Annotated in this window: 14 protein-coding genes; 5 read left to right on the top strand and 9 right to left on the bottom strand. The window is 46.2% G+C overall.

Annotated elements, in window-relative coordinates; genetic code table 11:
* Positions 1-3: 3 nt before the first annotated feature.
* The 5 genes from J2W69_RS12860 to lexA all read right to left on the bottom strand — a co-directional run bounded on the left by J2W69_RS12860 (position 4) and on the right by lexA (position 5,088).
* A complete protein-coding gene (locus J2W69_RS12860) occupies positions 4-885 on the bottom strand; it encodes a cytochrome c oxidase subunit 3 (RefSeq protein WP_310279141.1) in 882 nt (293 codons plus the stop codon).
* Positions 878-1,441: a cytochrome c oxidase assembly protein gene (locus J2W69_RS12855; RefSeq protein WP_310279139.1), complete on the bottom strand. Its 564-nt coding sequence runs from the start codon at positions 1,439-1,441 to the stop codon at positions 878-880. The genes J2W69_RS12860 and J2W69_RS12855 overlap by 8 nt, the downstream gene beginning before the upstream one ends.
* Positions 1,442-1,449: 8 nt before the next feature.
* Positions 1,450-3,042 (bottom strand): cytochrome c oxidase subunit I, encoded by a 1,593-nt coding sequence (gene ctaD, locus J2W69_RS12850; protein ID WP_233079576.1) that lies wholly within the window; start codon positions 3,040-3,042, stop codon positions 1,450-1,452.
* 9 nt (positions 3,043-3,051) lie between these two features.
* Positions 3,052-4,185 (bottom strand): cytochrome c oxidase subunit II, encoded by a 1,134-nt coding sequence (gene coxB, locus J2W69_RS12845; protein WP_310279136.1) that lies wholly within the window; start codon positions 4,183-4,185, stop codon positions 3,052-3,054.
* 273 nt (positions 4,186-4,458) lie between these two features.
* On the bottom strand, positions 4,459-5,088 hold the full coding sequence (lexA, locus tag J2W69_RS12840) for a transcriptional repressor LexA (protein WP_310279134.1): 630 nt from the start codon (positions 5,086-5,088) through the stop codon (positions 4,459-4,461).
* Between the two features lie 131 nt (positions 5,089-5,219).
* On the opposite strand from lexA, the gene plsB reads away from it, so the two are divergent.
* Positions 5,220-7,658, top strand: coding sequence for a glycerol-3-phosphate 1-O-acyltransferase PlsB (plsB, locus tag J2W69_RS12835; RefSeq protein WP_310279132.1), 2,439 nt, complete (start codon positions 5,220-5,222; stop codon positions 7,656-7,658).
* 66 nt (positions 7,659-7,724) lie between these two features.
* Here plsB and tesB read toward each other — a convergent pair whose 3' ends face one another.
* Both tesB and J2W69_RS12825 read right to left on the bottom strand, forming a co-directional pair.
* Positions 7,725-8,594, bottom strand: a complete 870-nt coding sequence (tesB, locus tag J2W69_RS12830) for an acyl-CoA thioesterase II (protein WP_310279130.1) — start codon at positions 8,592-8,594, stop codon at positions 7,725-7,727.
* Positions 8,595-8,681: 87 nt separating this feature from the next.
* Positions 8,682-8,978 carry a hypothetical protein gene (locus tag J2W69_RS12825; protein WP_310279129.1) on the bottom strand — a complete coding sequence of 99 codons (297 nt, stop codon included), beginning with the start codon at positions 8,976-8,978 and terminating at the stop codon, positions 8,682-8,684.
* Positions 8,979-9,132: 154 nt separating this feature from the next.
* Between J2W69_RS12825 and J2W69_RS12820 the strand changes: the two genes are divergently transcribed.
* Together J2W69_RS12820 and J2W69_RS12815 are read left to right on the top strand one after the other, a co-directional pair.
* A complete protein-coding gene (locus J2W69_RS12820; RefSeq protein ID WP_310279127.1) occupies positions 9,133-9,609 on the top strand; it encodes an EVE domain-containing protein in 477 nt (158 codons plus the stop codon).
* Entirely contained in the window at positions 9,610-9,840 is a 231-nt protein-coding gene (locus tag J2W69_RS12815) for a hypothetical protein (RefSeq protein WP_310279125.1), read from the top strand.
* Positions 9,841-9,866: 26 nt separating this feature from the next.
* Here the strand turns inward: J2W69_RS12815 and J2W69_RS12810 are convergent, their stop codons facing one another.
* The gene (locus J2W69_RS12810; protein ID WP_008897966.1) at positions 9,867-10,367 is read right to left on the bottom strand and encodes a hypothetical protein; all 501 of its coding nucleotides are present in this window, start codon (positions 10,365-10,367) and stop codon (positions 9,867-9,869) included.
* Positions 10,368-10,486: 119 nt separating this feature from the next.
* Positions 10,487-12,211, bottom strand: a complete 1,725-nt coding sequence (locus J2W69_RS12805) for a DUF885 domain-containing protein (protein ID WP_310279121.1) — start codon at positions 12,209-12,211, stop codon at positions 10,487-10,489.
* Positions 12,212-12,534: 323 nt separating this feature from the next.
* Between J2W69_RS12805 and J2W69_RS12800 the strand changes: the two genes are divergently transcribed.
* Together J2W69_RS12800 and J2W69_RS12795 are read left to right on the top strand one after the other, a co-directional pair.
* Complete coding sequence (locus J2W69_RS12800; protein WP_310279118.1) at positions 12,535-13,557, top strand: GGDEF domain-containing protein; 1,023 nt, start codon at positions 12,535-12,537, stop codon at positions 13,555-13,557.
* 1 nt (position 13,558) lies between these two features.
* Positions 13,559-14,632, top strand: coding sequence for a DNA alkylation repair protein (locus tag J2W69_RS12795; protein WP_310279116.1), 1,074 nt, complete (start codon positions 13,559-13,561; stop codon positions 14,630-14,632).

The raw sequence follows: 14,632 nt of genomic DNA, 5'->3' as shown, positions 1-14,632 counted from the left end.
TATTTAAAGCACGTACACAAAAATAAACAAACATAACCAGACTACATCGACAAAGTGCCAATACCAGGCTGCCGCCTGAAAGGCAAAATGTTTATGCGCGGTAAAATGATTCTTCAGCACAATTCTCAGGAACATCACCAGTAAAAACACTGCCCCTAAAGTCACATGCAAACCATGGAAACCCGTTAGCAAAAAGAAGGTATTGCCATAAATGCCTGAGTCCAGCTTTAAACCCAAATCCTGATAAGCGTGGATGTACTCAATCACCTGTAGATACAGAAAACCTGCGCCCAACAGGATAGTAAGGCCTAACATCAGTTTCAGCTGACCTCTTTTGTTTTGCTCTAAACCTGTATGAGCAAAATGCAAAGTGACAGAAGAAATTAATAAGATGATAGTGTTGTATAAAGGTAAACCCTGCCATGGCATGGCCTGAGTTTCAGTGCCTCCTGGCGTCTTCAGTAAAGGCCAGGCTGCTTCAAATGCCGGCCATAACACTGCAGCTGTACTGGCGTTATTACCTGCGCCATCCAGCCATGGAATAGCAATAATACGGGCATAAAACAAAGCGCCAAAAAAGGCGGCAAAAAACATCACTTCGGAAAAGATAAACCAGCTCATACATTGCCGGAAGGATCTGTCCATTTGTTTGCTGTATAAGCCGTTCATCGACTCATCAATCACATTACGAAACCAGCCCACTAACATAAAAATTAAGGTAGCGATGCCAGCCAGCAATAAATAACCGCCATAACCTGGCTGGTCTTTGGTGACTTCGTTCACATAATTGCCAGCACCAAAAGCAATCATAAAAAGAGCCACAGCCCCCACTATCGGCCAGGGACTTTGCTCTGGCACATAATAATGTTCATATTTGTCACTCATTGTTGTCCCCTGTTGCTGTCTCTGCAGTGACCGGGGCTACAGCATCCACTTCATACAAGGTGTAGGACAAAGTGATAGTGCTGAATTGTTCCGGTAATGCGGGATCGACATAAAATTGCAACGGCATTAATAACTGCTGACCTGCCGTCAAATGTTGTTGGGTAAAACAGAAACATTCCATTTTATTAAAATACAAGGCAGCCTGGCCTGGCGAGACCGAAGGCACAGCCTGCGCTGTCATGGAACGCCCTGTAATATTATGGGCCAGATAATCTATACGATGAATTTCGCCCGGATGGACCCGCATTTTATGCACCACAGGCTCAAACACCCATGGCATGTTGTTATTCGGACGGGCAATAAATTCAATCAGCACCTGACGATCTTTATCCGGTATAGCGGCTTCAGCTGTCGCCGCCATGGTGGAGGTTTTACCATTCAGGCCTGTTAAATCACAAAATACATCGTACAAAGGCACCAAGGCATAACCAAAGCCAAACATGGCTGCGGTCAGCAGGCAAAGTTTAATAACAATAGGTTGATGCTTCAGTGCCATAGGTCCTCCTACTTAATTTCAGGTGGGGTGGTAAAGCTGTGATAAGGCGCAGGAGAAGCAATAGTCCATTCCAGCCCTTCAGCCCCTTCCCATACCTGATCTGTAGCTTTTTCACCGCCTTTAATACATTTCACCACCAGCCAGACAAACAACAACTGGGATAAACCAAAGGCAAAACCACCTATGCTTATCAAAGCATTAAAGTCAGCAAATTGCAGGGCGTAATCCGGGATCCGTCTTGGCATACCAGCTAAGCCGACAAAATGCATAGGGAAAAACAGCACATTGACAGAAATCAGCGAACACCAGAAATGCCACTGGCCTAAGGTTTCGTCGTACATATGGCCCGTCCACTTCGGCAGCCAGTAGTAAGCAGCAGCCATAATGGAGAAGATGGCACCTGTCACCAGTACATAGTGGAAATGCGCGACAACAAAGTAGGTGTCATGGTATTGGAAATCGGCCGGCGTAATAGCGAGCATCAAGCCAGAGAAGCCACCTATGGTAAAGAGCACAATAAAGGCCAAAGAAAACATCATTGGCACTTCAAAGGTCATGGCCCCTCGCCACATGGTCGCCACCCAGTTAAATACTTTTACCCCGGTCGGCACCGCTATCAACATAGTGCAGTACATAAAAAACAGTTCTGCGGCGACGGGCATACCGGTGGTAAACATATGGTGCGCCCAGACCAAAAAGGACAGCAGCGCAATACTGGAGGTTGCATACACCATAGAGGCATAACCAAACAGCGGTTTGCGTGAGAAGGTGGGTACTATGCTGGAGATAATGCCAAAAGCCGGCAATATCATAATGTAAACTTCCGGGTGACCAAAAAACCAGAAGATATGCTGGAACAACACAGGATCGCCGCCCCCTGCTGCATCAAAGAAACTGGTACCAAAGTACTTGTCGGTCAGCACCATAGTGACAACACCAGCCAGTACAGGCATAACGGCAATCAGCAGGTAAGCTGTGATAAACCAGGTCCAGACAAACAACGGCATTTTCATATAGGTCATGCCAGGTGCACGCAGGTTCATGATAGTCACTATGACGTTAATAGCGCCCATAATGGACGATATGCCCATAATATGAACTGAGAACACAAAAAGTGCAGTGCTGTCATTACTGTAGGTGGTGGAGAGTGGTGCATAAAAAGTCCAGCCAAAACTTGGTCCGCCACCTTCCATAAAGAGTGAGGCTAACAAGATGCTAAACGCAAAAGGCAGGATCCAGAAACTCCAGTTGTTCATCCGTGGCAATGCCATATCCGGCGCCCCTATCATCATAGGGATCAACCAGTTAGCCAAGCCAGTAAAGGCAGGCATTACAGCGCCAAACACCATAATCAGACCATGTACTGTGGTCATTTGATTAAAGAAGTTCGGCTCGACAATTTGCAATCCAGGCTGAAACAATTCGGCCCGGATCACCATAGCCATAGCGCCACCGATAAAAAACATCAGCAGTGAAAACAGCAAATACAAAGTACCAATGTCTTTGTGGTTGGTGGTGTAGAGCCAGCGTTTTAACCCTTTGGCCGGCCCATGATGCTCGTGCTCAGCATGAGCATGCGGATCTGTAGTAACAGTACTCATCTGCGCCCCCTATTTCGACTGTGCTTTGGCGATATCTGCAGCTTGCACCAGATCACCCGTATTATTGTCCCAGGCGTTGCGCTCGTAAGTCACCACTGCCGCAATTTCGCTTAATGTCAGTTGTTTATCAAAAGCCTGCATTGACGTGCCTGTTTTACCATTGAGCACTATGTCTATATGAGCAGGTAAATCTTCCAGTGCCATTTTGCTGCCTTTCAGCGCAGGGAACACACCTGGAATACCCATGCCATTGGGCTGATGGCAAGCAGCGCAATAACCCATGTAGACTTTTTCGCCTAAGGTCATCAGCTCTTCTTTGCTCATATTCATCGCCAGCAGTTTTAATTCAGCCTCTTTGGCTGCCGCCTGAGTTGCTGCTTCCTGAGCTATCCACTGATCAAAATCAGCCTGCTCTTTGGCAATCACCACCACAGGCATAAAACCATGGTCTTTACCACAAAGCTCAGCACACTGGCCACGGTAAATGCCGGGGTGATCAACACGAGTCCATGCCTCATTGATGAAACCAGGATTCGCATCTTTTTTCACTGCAAAAGCTGGCACCCACCAGGAATGGATCACGTCATCTGAGGTCACTAAAAAGCGGACTTTTTTACCTGTGGGGATCACTAAAGGCCGGTCTACCTCTAACAAGTAGTTTTCACCTTTACTGAGTTTATTGTCGATTTGCTGACGGGGCGTGGCCAATAAAGAGAAATACTCCACTTTATGGTCCATGTATTTGTAATGCCACTTCCACTGAGATCCTGTGATTAACACAGTGATATCAGCTTCCGAGGTATCTTCCATCGCTATCAGAGTTTGGGTGGCGGGAATTGCCATTAAAATCAGAATAAGTACAGGAAAAGCTGTCCAAAGCAGCTCTACTTTGGTGCTCTCATGGAATTGGGCTGGTTCAACGCCCTTTGATTTACGATGATGAATGATGGACCAAAACATCACCCCAAATACCGCTATCCCTATTGCACAGCAAATGTAAAAAATCTTCATATGCAGGTCGTAGACCTGCTGACTGATTTCTGTAACCCCTTGAGTCATGTTCAAAGGCATTTCTGCAGACTGCGTTGAAAACGCAAGCAAAAAGGTTAGCAGCGACCAACACAGATAACTGGTTCTCGCCACGTGACTTCTCCTCTGTCTTTGCACAAAGCAAATTGCAGATCAAAGACACATGGTACCTACTGCAGCGTCTTTTCCCACAATTGCCATTATTATTATTGTCCCGACTTAACTTGCATAAATCGGTGCACTGATTTTTTTGTTTTGTTATCAGTTGCATATAACAAGTAGTCAAGGAACAGACAGAAGTAAACCCGGAAAACGAAAAAGCACCAATAAAACCCAATGGTCGTACCAGTGCTTCATATTAGCAAACTATTGAGAAGGGTAGATTTTTTACCAGCTGCTGGTACGGATCACCCCAACAGCAAGGCCTTCAATCGCAAAATGCTGCTGACTTAAGTCGACTTTAATCACATCAAAATCACCGTTTTCCGGATGCAGGTAAACCATCTGACCTTCACGGCGAAAACGTTTGACTGTGACTTCATCTTCCACCCGCGCAACCACAATCTGGCCTTGGCGGGCTTCCGTTGTTTTATGCACGGCCAATAAGTCACCATCCAGAATGCCGATGTCTTTCATGCTCATGCCCTGCACTTTTAATAAAAAGTCAGCATTGGGTTTAAATAAACTGGCATCGAGCTGATAGCGCTGCTGAATATGCTCTGCCGCCAGAATAGGCTGACCAGCAGCTACTTTGCCAATCAGAGGCAAACCTGGCTCTTCTTCTTCAACATCATTGGCTGCATCATCTTCAACCAGACGAATACCGCGGGAGGTACCTGGCATCATTTCGATAAAACCTTTTTTTGCCAGCGCTTTTAAATGCTCTTCAGCAGCATTGGCTGACTTAAACCCCAGCTGAGTCGCAATTTCAGCACGGGTTGGCGGCATACCTGAGGCCGCCTGATAATCTTTAAGCAGTTGCAGAATTTCGGCTTGTCTTGGTGTTAATGGACGCATAATGCTGAATACCTATACAGTGGATACTGTGAGTATATACAGCCTTTTGTAGTCTGCCAAGTCGTAGACTCAATTTTGCTGCTCAGATCTTCCATGCTATTCTGGCGGCTGTTTATAAGTACGGATTTGATATGTTAAAACCAATGACATGGTTAGCCAAAGTGCTGTACTGGCCACTCAAACCTTTGGTCAGATGCAAAATAGTGCCAGAACCTGTAGCAGAAAATCTGGCGCTCGACCCCAAACAGCCCGTGTTCTACATCAGCAGAACAGCGTCCGCCAGCGACTTAGCCACTTTGGCCCGTATCTGCCATAAGCTGGGGTTGCCTGATCCTATGGAACCAGTGCTCATTGGCAATCAAAGCCTGTCCCGTATCATTTTTCTTGAACAGCCGAGAGTGCTTTGGGGAAGTCGTGCTTCAACCGACGCCTTACAGCAGGGTTTGGCTTTGCTACAGGCTCACTTGCAGGATCCACACTTTTCCGCCCAACTACTGCCAGTTTCTGTACTTTGGGGCCGGGCTCCAGGCAAAGAAAATAGTGTGAAGTCCATGCTCGGCGAGTCTGAATCGCCGAGTTGGCTGGCCAAGTTGTTTATCGTATTGATCTCAGGCCGTCATACCTTAGTGCGGTTCAGTAAAGCGGTTTCTGTGCGCCAAATCATAGAAAACTCCACCGTCAACGAAGAGACAGCCCACAAATTATTAAGAGTGGCGCGGTTTCACTTTTACCGCCAACGTCTGGCCGCTACAGGTCCAAAGCTGCCTAACAGAGCGGCTTTGTTTAACTCCCTGCTCGCTTCAGATGTCTTAAAAAAAGCCATAGAAGACGAAGCCAAAAGCAAAAAGATCAGCATCAAAGAAGCCCGCGCTGAAGCGCTAAAACTGCTGGAAGAAATAGCAGCAGATTACCGCGAGTCGACCTTAAGAGTAGGTGACCGTTTCCTCGGCTGGTTATGGAAAAAGCTGTATTCGGGTTTAAAAATCAACAATGGTCAGGTGCTGACAGATCTGGTGCAAAAAGGCCATGAAATTGTGTATGTGCCTTGCCACCGCAGTCATATGGATTATCTGCTGTTAAGTTATGTGATTTATCATCAGGGCCTGGCGCCGCCTCATATAGCTGCTGGTATTAACCTGAACTTCTGGCCTGTAGGTACCTTCTTTCGCCGTGGTGGAGCCTTTTTTATCCGCCGCAGTTTCAGTGGCGATAAGCTGTACTCTGCTGTCTTTCGTGAATACCTAAGCAAGCTGTTCAGTAAAGGCTACCCGGTCAAGTATTACTCCGAAGGCGGTCGCAGCCGCACTGGCCGTTTATTACAGCCTAAAACCGGCATGCTGGCGATGACAGTGCAGGCCTTGTTGCGAGGTATAGACAGACCCATCAGTCTGGTGCCGGTTTATCTGGGCTATGAGCATGTGATGGAAGTGAATACTTACCTGACTGAACTCAAAGGCTCCAGCAAGAAAAAGGAATCTATAGGCGGTGTTTTCAGCGCAGTGCGGAAACTGCGGGACTATGGTTATGGTTACGTTAACTTTGGTCAGCCTATTTCGTTAAACAGCTTTTTAACTCAGCAAGTACCTGACTGGCGCGCTGCGGCAGAAACTGCAGATACACAAAAACCTGTTTGGTTGAATCCTACGGTAGCCACGCTCTCCACTGTGATTATGCAGCGTATTAACCAGGCGGCGGCGCTGAACAGCATCAACCTGATTGCCACTTGTTTACTGGCCACCCGACAGCATTCTTTGACACGGCAGGAGCTGACCACTCAACTGGAGTTTTACCGCAATTTACAACACTATGCGCCTTATCACAGTGGTGTGACTCTGCCTGAAGGTTCCGTCAGCCAGTGGATTGACCATGCGATTCGGCTGAAAAAGGTAGAAGTGTCGCAAGACAGCTTTGGTCAGATCATCCAGTTGACGCCGGAAAATGCGATTTTATTAAGCTACTATCGCAACAATGTCTGCCATTTATTTATGCTGCCCGCCATTCTGGCGACGGCTTTATTGCAGCATTCAGAGTTAAGCAAAGTGCAGCTGATCAATATCTGTCAGTTGCTACAACCTTTACTGCAACACGAATTATTTTTGCAACTGGATCAATTTAACGCCTACATAGAACAAGTGTTGGCACAATTGCAGCAGCATCAGTTAGTGGAAACTAAAGGCCAGTCTTTACAGGCAGCATCGGTTCAGCAGGTCGGGCATTTTATGCTGGAACTGCTGGCGTTTAATGCGCAAGACGTGCTGCAACGTTATGCGGTGGTGCTGAACTTGCTGCAATTACACAGCCCTTTGACGCGCGCTGAGTTAGAACAGCAAAGCCATGAACTGGCGCAACGTTTAAGTACTTTACATGGCATCAGCTCGCCTGAATACCATGATAAGCAGCTGTTTGCGACCTTAATTAATGCTTTGCGCGAAGCAGGTTATTGTCATAGCAATGAACAAAACGAGCTGGAGGCCACAGCCATTTTGTTGCCTTTGCAGCAAACAGTGAACGGCTTATTAAGAGCGGACGTACTGCAAACAGTGCTCAGCATAGTGAAAAAGAAAGACTGATAAAATAACGTTTGCACCGACAAAAAAACCACCAGAAGGTGGTTTTTTTATTCAGCTGCTGAGAAATCAGCGAGCTTTGTCGTAGCTGCGGATCACACCTTCTTGTATGGTAGACGCAACCAGCATGCCGTCTCTGTTAAAGAATTGCCCCCGCACCAAACCCCGGGCCCCTGAGGCACTTGGGCTGTCTACTGCATACAACAACCAGTCGTCAAAACGGAAATCGTGATGGAACCACATGGCGTGATCTATAGTGGCAACCTGCATATTAGGCGCCATAAAAGATTTACCATGGGGCTGCAAAGCTGTTGGCAGGAAGTTAAAGTCTGAAGCATAAGCCAACAGGTACTTATGCACCCGTAAATCATCCGGCATTACGCCATTGGCTTTAAACCAGACATAACGTTTCGCCTGACTGATCTGTGGGTTAAAAGGGTTGTGAAAAGCCACAGGCCGCATTTCAATAGGTTTTTCGCAGATAAACTTGCTGCGCAATGATTCAGGAATTAAATGGGCGTGCTCGCGGTAGAACTCTAAATCAGATGCCAGCTCTTCAGGCGCTGGCACACTGGGCATCAGCTCCTGATGTTCAAAACCTTGTTCTTCGGCCTGAAAAGACGCCGTCATATAAAAAATAGGTTTACCAAACTGAATAGCGCTGACTCTTCTGGTGCTGAAGCTTTTGCCATCACGAATATTTTCTACCTCGTAGACTATAGGTTTACTGGCATCACCTGGACGCAAAAAATAAGAGTGGAACGAATGCACTTTACGATCAGCTTCTACCGTTTCTTTGGACGCAGACAACGCCTGCCCCATCACCTGACCACCAAACACAGCTTTAAAACCCAGATCCTGACTTTGACCTCTGTACAAACCTTGTTCTATGGTTTCCAGTTTTAAAAGCGCTAATAAGTCGGACAGCACTTGACTCATAAATCTCTCCCGTCATAAACAAGAGAACATTGTGACGCAACTTTGCCATTCAAGCAAAGTTGCGTCATTTAACATGAGTAGTTTTTCCTATTGCCGATGCATTTCACCCAAGCCTGTGACATTAGACTGAATTCTGTTCATCGTATCGCGCGCTTCTTCACGTTCCGCTTCAATTTGCGCTTTGGTACGGCAACGTTTGTTTTTCAACATGGAACCTGTGGAGCGATTATGTTCACACACCTTACCATCAGAGTCTACTCTGGCGACCTGAGCTTCTTTTGCCTTTATTACTTCGTCGTCTTTTTGGACCACTTCCTGCTTTGATGTGCTCGCACAAGCGGTCAACACAACTGCAGCAGCAAGGGTCCATATCAAGTTTTTCATCACGCCTCCATTCATTGTCTAAAGATTGTACATCTTGTACATTACTATTCATCAAAGTGAAATTCAATGAATGAGTTAATAGTAAGAATGTAATTTTGAACAAAAGAAGTAAAGACATGTAACATTATGTTACTGGAGTAACGAATTGATAAAAATGAACTACTGGTTATTTAAAACTGAGCCTGAAGAATGCAGTATTGATGATTTTGCCAAAGCACCGGACAAAGCCATTATCTGGGAAGGGGTACGCAACTATCAGGCCCGTAACTTTTTACGGGATCAGGTGAAAACCGGCGATCTGGTGTTTATTTATCATTCCAGCTGCAAAGATATTGGCATAGCGGGTCTGGCGAAAGTGGTGCAAAGCAGTTACCCCGATCCAAGCCAGTTTAACTCACTAAGCCCTTATTTTGATGCGAAATCCAGCGGTACTAAGGCGCCATGGGTTGCTGTGGATCTGCAATTTGTCGAAAAATTTCCCCAACTTTTGTCACTCGACAAACTCAAACAGTCAACTAAGCTAGAGCAATTAGCACTGGTGAAAAAGGGCAACAGATTGTCTGTGATGCCTGTCAGCTCTGCAGAATGGCAACATATACTCACAATGAGTAAAAATCAGGGGGCAGCTTAGATGAAACAGGAAAGGCGACGTGAACCACGGGACTTAAACTACTTTTGGGAAATGCTTAGCATGGCTCAGAAGTTTTCTGTTTCTGAGCTGCAACGTTTTGGTTATGAATTGTCTTTTGTTCGGCAGCAGGAAGAACAAAAAGTGGCAGTACTCAAAGCCGGACCTAAAATGGCCTCTATTGATGAAGACGGCCAAATTAACACAGCACCTGAAGTTTTCCTGCGCGATTAAGCCCTGTCTTCAAAACGGAACACCGATCAGCCAGCCAGACGATCAGAATGCACAGGCTGGTAATCCTGCAACATCTCCACAGCGCGTTGACACATTTTCAGGTAAGACGTCAGGGTATTGCTTTGCCAGAATTCAGTCAGCACCGGATGATGGCGGATAAAGTTTTCCATCTCATTAAAACTCAGCTGATTCTGTTGTTTCAGAAATTTGGCGACGGCCTGACGTGGCAAAGTACTGTGATTCGCCTGCTCTTTACACAATACCGGAATAGCTTTGCACAACAACTCAGTGTGCAGGTACCAGACAGGAGCCTTGGTATGAGCGCGGCCTGCCTGATGCACTTTAGCCAACAACTGCTGACTTTGCTCTTCGGCCAGCCAAAATGCCAGATGCTCTAATTGCACAGATTGTTGCTCAGCAAAATGAAGTTGCACTTTTAATCTGTTTTGCATTTTGCTCAGTTGATCCAGCTTCATCGCCAAAAACACAATAGGCGCCACTGCGATCAGCATTAACAACATCCACATCTGAATTTCACTCCCTTTTACTGCAAAAGCGCAGCCAAAAACTGCGGCACTTTAACAGAGCCGGGGGCGGAATCCTATGACAGAATCACGACAAAACATAAGCCCCGGATCAGAAAGTTCTACGGCCGTTTTTTCTGCTGAATATAGTGGGCCACTTGTTGCTCTAAAATAGCCAAAGGCACACTGCCATTACGCAATACCACTTCGTGGAACTCACGCACATCAAAGCTATTGCCTAATTGCTGCTCTGCTTCTTTACGTAACTTTTTGATGGTCAGTTCACCCAGCTTGTAAGACAAAGCCTGAGCAGGCCAGCTGATATAACGATCAATTTCTGTGGTGACGTTATGCATAGACAAAGCCGTATTGCTGGCAAGGAAATCAATAGCCTGCTGCCGACTCCAACCCATGGTATGCATACCTGTATCCACCACTAAACGGGCAGCACGCCACATTTCATACGTCAGGCGGCCAAAGTTACTGTAGGGGTCCTGATAAAAGCCCATTTCAATACCCAGGTATTCAGCATACAAACCCCAGCCCTCACCAAAAGCTGAGGTATAAAAATTACGGCGATACTCAGGTAAAGAGGCTTGTTCACGGGCTAACGCAATTTGTAAATGGTGGCCAGGCACAGCTTCGTGCAAAGTTAAAGCTTCCATTTCATACAAAGGACGGCGGTCTAAAGCATAAGTGTTCACCCAATAAAAACCCGCCCTGTCATCACGACTGGTACCTGCATAGCGGCCTGTTGTGTACTTAGGTGCGATCTCTGCAGGCACAGGCACTACACCAAAAGGGGTGCGGGGTAAGGTTTTGAAATACTTAGGTGATTCGGCATCTACTTTTTTTGCAATAAAAGCGGCTTCTTTTAGCAAATCAGTTGGTGTTTTGGCATAAAACTGAGGATCAGTGCGTAAAAACTGAATAAAGTCAGCAAAACTGCCTTTAAAACCTACCTGATTGATGATGCCTTGCATTTCTGCACGGATACGGGCTACTTCATCCAGACCTGTCTGATGAACTTGTTCCGGCGTCAGTTTTAATGTGGTGTAGTGCTCCAGCCGGTTTTGATAATACTCACGGCCTTGCGGCCATTCGCTGGCAGCAATGCTGTCGCGTGCTCCCGGTAAATACTGCTGCACCATAAACTGATAAAACTGCTGATAAGCCGGATTCAGTTGCTGTTCTACTATCTGTTTTGCTTCTGTCTGCATAGCAGTCCAACTGCCAGCATCTACAAATTCAGGTTTTTGGGTAAAAGGCCGGTAAAACACATTTTGCTCCGGTGTTTTACTGACAAAAGCCAGAATACCTTCGTCAAAACCAGCCAGTACAGCTTTCGGTTGTGTCATACCCTTTGCTAAACCTTGTTTCATCCAGTCAGTTTGTTGTTGCATATAAGCTGGAATGGTTTTTAACTTGGTCAGATAATCCTGATAATCCTGTGACGTTTTGAATTCAGTGCCAGACACCATAAAAGCCAGATTGCTGTGAAAACCCGATTCTGCAGTTAAAGGGATCAGGTGGGCGCCATACTGATACTCTGAAATAGCGTCTGTGAGAATGTAATGCAAAATGGCGTGGTTAATTTGTTGCTGTTCAGTCAAAGTGGCAACATCCACCTGTTCCAGCCTGTTCAGCCACTGTTGTCTTTGTTGATGGGCTGCAGAGAGAGTTTCAGCCGACAGATCAGGCAAACTGGTTTTACTGCGGTTATCTAAGTCTTTTTCGGCTTGCCATAACTGATTGGCGAATTGATCAAAATCTGTTGGTTTCACCGACGAACTGCTGCAGCCTGCGATCAACAAGGCAATACAAAAAAACACAAACTTCTGACGCATGTTATCTTCCCCGATCTTTTTCTTTGATTCTACTCTGTTCAGCTCTGACAGCCAGTGCAACGAGCGGTACTTTTTGGAGACTGGCCGCAATAAAGCAACTGGAAGGGTTAAAAAAGCTGTTTTTTAGACGGCAATCTGCGTTTTTTTACACAATAAGAAAAAAAAGTTAAAAAATAAGTCATTAATAAAGCAGGAGATGCAGACTTTTTCTAATAGATATGTCAGCTTAGCCATATCAGTCTGTTTGCCTCAAGGTAAGTTTCGCGTAACATTGCGCTTTGAAGGCTGAATTAGCAGTAGTATTTAGTGGAGTTGTTGTTGGCATGAAATATCAGGACTCAATCGAGCAGGCAAGTGAAAAGGCAGCGCTGACCGCAGCTTTTTTGCAGCGGCATCGTTTAGCAGCCCATCCGGTCAATTACACAGTGATCTATGAGTATATCAATGGTCAAAATGCCGGATTATGTCAGGCCATAGAACAGAAGCTGGCGGTTCAGAGTAGTTTTGACGACTTTGTTCTGGCTGAACTTTACAGCCAGTGGTTAAGCCCGCAACATCAACGTCAGGAAGAGCTAAGTCAACAAGTCACCACTATGTTGGGCAAGTTATCCGGCACTACAGATATCGCCAGTGAAGCTGTGCAGCATTATTTAGATGTGCTGGACCAGGCGCTGTTAGGTTTTGACCCCAACAATGCTAACCGCAGCCGTGAAAGCGTCAATAAAGTGATCAGCGCCACTTACGCTATTAAAGCCAGCCAGCAGAAGCTGAAAGACCAGCTCGACTTTTCCAATGAGCAATGTCATGCATTACGCTCTGAACTGGAGCATCTGAAAAAGGAGCGCCAACTGGACCCTTTAACAGGTTTATACAACAGGCTGGCGATGCAGGAACATCTGGATTTATGGCTGACCGAAAACCCCGGCCGTCGTATTGCGGCTATAGCCGTGAATTTAGATCATTTTTCTCAGTTTAATCAGGATTATGGCTTTGGTGTCGGTGATGTGATTTTAAGCAAGGTAGCCCGCAAAATTGCCAGTTATGTGCAGGAAAGCGGCTTGCCTGTGCGTTCCGGTGGCGAAGAATTCCTGATTTTATTGCCCGACGTTGATTTACGCACCGCAGGTGAAATCGCTGAACAAGTGCGTAAAGGGGTAGAAAAACTGCGTTTTGTTTCAGCCAAAAGTAAAACAACCTTACCTAAAGTCACTATTTCTTTAGGTGTCAGCATCTATAACTCTGCAGAAAACTGGCATCAGTTTTTATCCCGCAGCAGCAAAGTGCTACAGGAAGCCAAAGTACGTGGTCGCAATCAGGTCGCTACTGAGTTAATGCTGGCCACCTGATATGGCCACTTTACTCAAAGAACTATTCAGTCAGGCATTTTTGCAACAGCTGGCGAGCTTATGCCAACAGCATTCTTCCACCTTTAATCAGGCAGAGTTTCAGCAGCTGACTCAAGGCCCTGATTGGCAGCAACTGGAACTCAAAGCCAGAGTGCGTCAGATCAGCCACTCTTTACACCACAGCCTGAATTTAGCCTACCCCGCTGCCATTGCCGTCCTGATGCCGGTCAGCAGTCACTTTTCCGGGGTGCCGGCTTTTGTTTTTTCAGACTATGTTGAAGTTTATGGCCTGGAAGACCCGGAGATCTCGTTTCGCGCCTTGGCCCATTTTACCTGTTTCTCCACAGCTGAATTTGCCGTCCGGCCTTTTTTACAGCGTTACCCTGAGCTGACCCTGACTCAAATGCAAACATGGGCCCATTCTGACAATTTGCATTTACGCCGTCTGGCCAGCGAAGGTACAAGACCCCGTTTGCCCTGGGGTATGGCACTGAAAGCTTATAAAAAAGACCCAACCCCTTTATTGCCCATTTTAGAGCAGCTTAAAACAGACACTGAACCTTATGTGCAGCGCAGTGTGGCTAACCATTTAAATGATATCAGTAAAGATCATCCGGAACTGGTGGTGGCGCTGGCGCAGCGTTGGTTTGGTCAGCACTCTGTTACCGACTGGATTATTAAACATGGGTTACGGGGTTTATTAAAACAGGCGCATCCGGGAGCCTTAGCCTTGTTTGGTTTGCAGCAATTGCCGTTACAGGTTCAGTTGGAAATGCACAATGCCAAAGTATCAGCGCAGCAGCCGCTGCATTTTCGTATCACCTTATCCGGCCCTGCTGAGCCTGAAGCCCGCTTAAGGCTGGAATACAAAATTGGTTACCGGAAAAAATCCGGCCAGTTAAATTACAAGGTGTTCCAGCTGAGTAATAAAACATGGTCAGGCCAAAACCTGAGTTTTGAACGCCGCCAGTCATTTATTGATTTAACCACCCGCAAACATTATCCGGGTCAGCACCATCTGCAAATTATGCTCAACGGCCATTGTTATGCTGAAAGTTTTTTTGAGTTGATCTAA

Source organism: Rheinheimera soli, assembly GCF_031457405.1.
In the GTDB taxonomy this organism is placed as follows: domain Bacteria; phylum Pseudomonadota; class Gammaproteobacteria; order Enterobacterales; family Alteromonadaceae; genus Pararheinheimera; species Pararheinheimera soli_A.
This window is presented reverse-complemented; position numbering and strand designations above follow the sequence as displayed.

What these genes read in the sequence shown, in the direction of transcription:
- J2W69_RS12860 (WP_310279141.1), bottom strand. Translation starts at nt 885, where the DNA reads ATGAGTGACAAATATGAACATTATTATGTGCCAGAGCAAAGTCCCTGG.
- J2W69_RS12855 (WP_310279139.1), bottom strand. Translation starts at nt 1,441, where the DNA reads ATGGCACTGAAGCATCAACCTATTGTTATTAAACTTTGCCTGCTGACC.
- ctaD (WP_233079576.1), bottom strand. Translation starts at nt 3,042, where the DNA reads ATGAGTACTGTTACTACAGATCCGCATGCTCATGCTGAGCACGAGCAT.
- lexA (WP_310279134.1), bottom strand. Translation starts at nt 5,088, where the DNA reads ATGCGTCCATTAACACCAAGACAAGCCGAAATTCTGCAACTGCTTAAA.
- plsB (WP_310279132.1), top strand. Translation starts at nt 5,220, where the DNA reads ATGTTAAAACCAATGACATGGTTAGCCAAAGTGCTGTACTGGCCACTC.
- tesB (WP_310279130.1), bottom strand. Translation starts at nt 8,594, where the DNA reads ATGAGTCAAGTGCTGTCCGACTTATTAGCGCTTTTAAAACTGGAAACC.
- J2W69_RS12825 (WP_310279129.1), bottom strand. Translation starts at nt 8,978, where the DNA reads ATGAAAAACTTGATATGGACCCTTGCTGCTGCAGTTGTGTTGACCGCT.
- J2W69_RS12820 (WP_310279127.1), top strand. Translation starts at nt 9,133, where the DNA reads ATGAACTACTGGTTATTTAAAACTGAGCCTGAAGAATGCAGTATTGAT.
- J2W69_RS12815 (WP_310279125.1), top strand. Translation starts at nt 9,610, where the DNA reads ATGAAACAGGAAAGGCGACGTGAACCACGGGACTTAAACTACTTTTGG.
- J2W69_RS12810 (WP_008897966.1), bottom strand. Translation starts at nt 10,367, where the DNA reads ATGTGGATGTTGTTAATGCTGATCGCAGTGGCGCCTATTGTGTTTTTG.
- J2W69_RS12805 (WP_310279121.1), bottom strand. Translation starts at nt 12,211, where the DNA reads ATGCGTCAGAAGTTTGTGTTTTTTTGTATTGCCTTGTTGATCGCAGGC.
- J2W69_RS12800 (WP_310279118.1), top strand. Translation starts at nt 12,535, where the DNA reads ATGAAATATCAGGACTCAATCGAGCAGGCAAGTGAAAAGGCAGCGCTG.
- J2W69_RS12795 (WP_310279116.1), top strand. Translation starts at nt 13,559, where the DNA reads ATGGCCACTTTACTCAAAGAACTATTCAGTCAGGCATTTTTGCAACAG.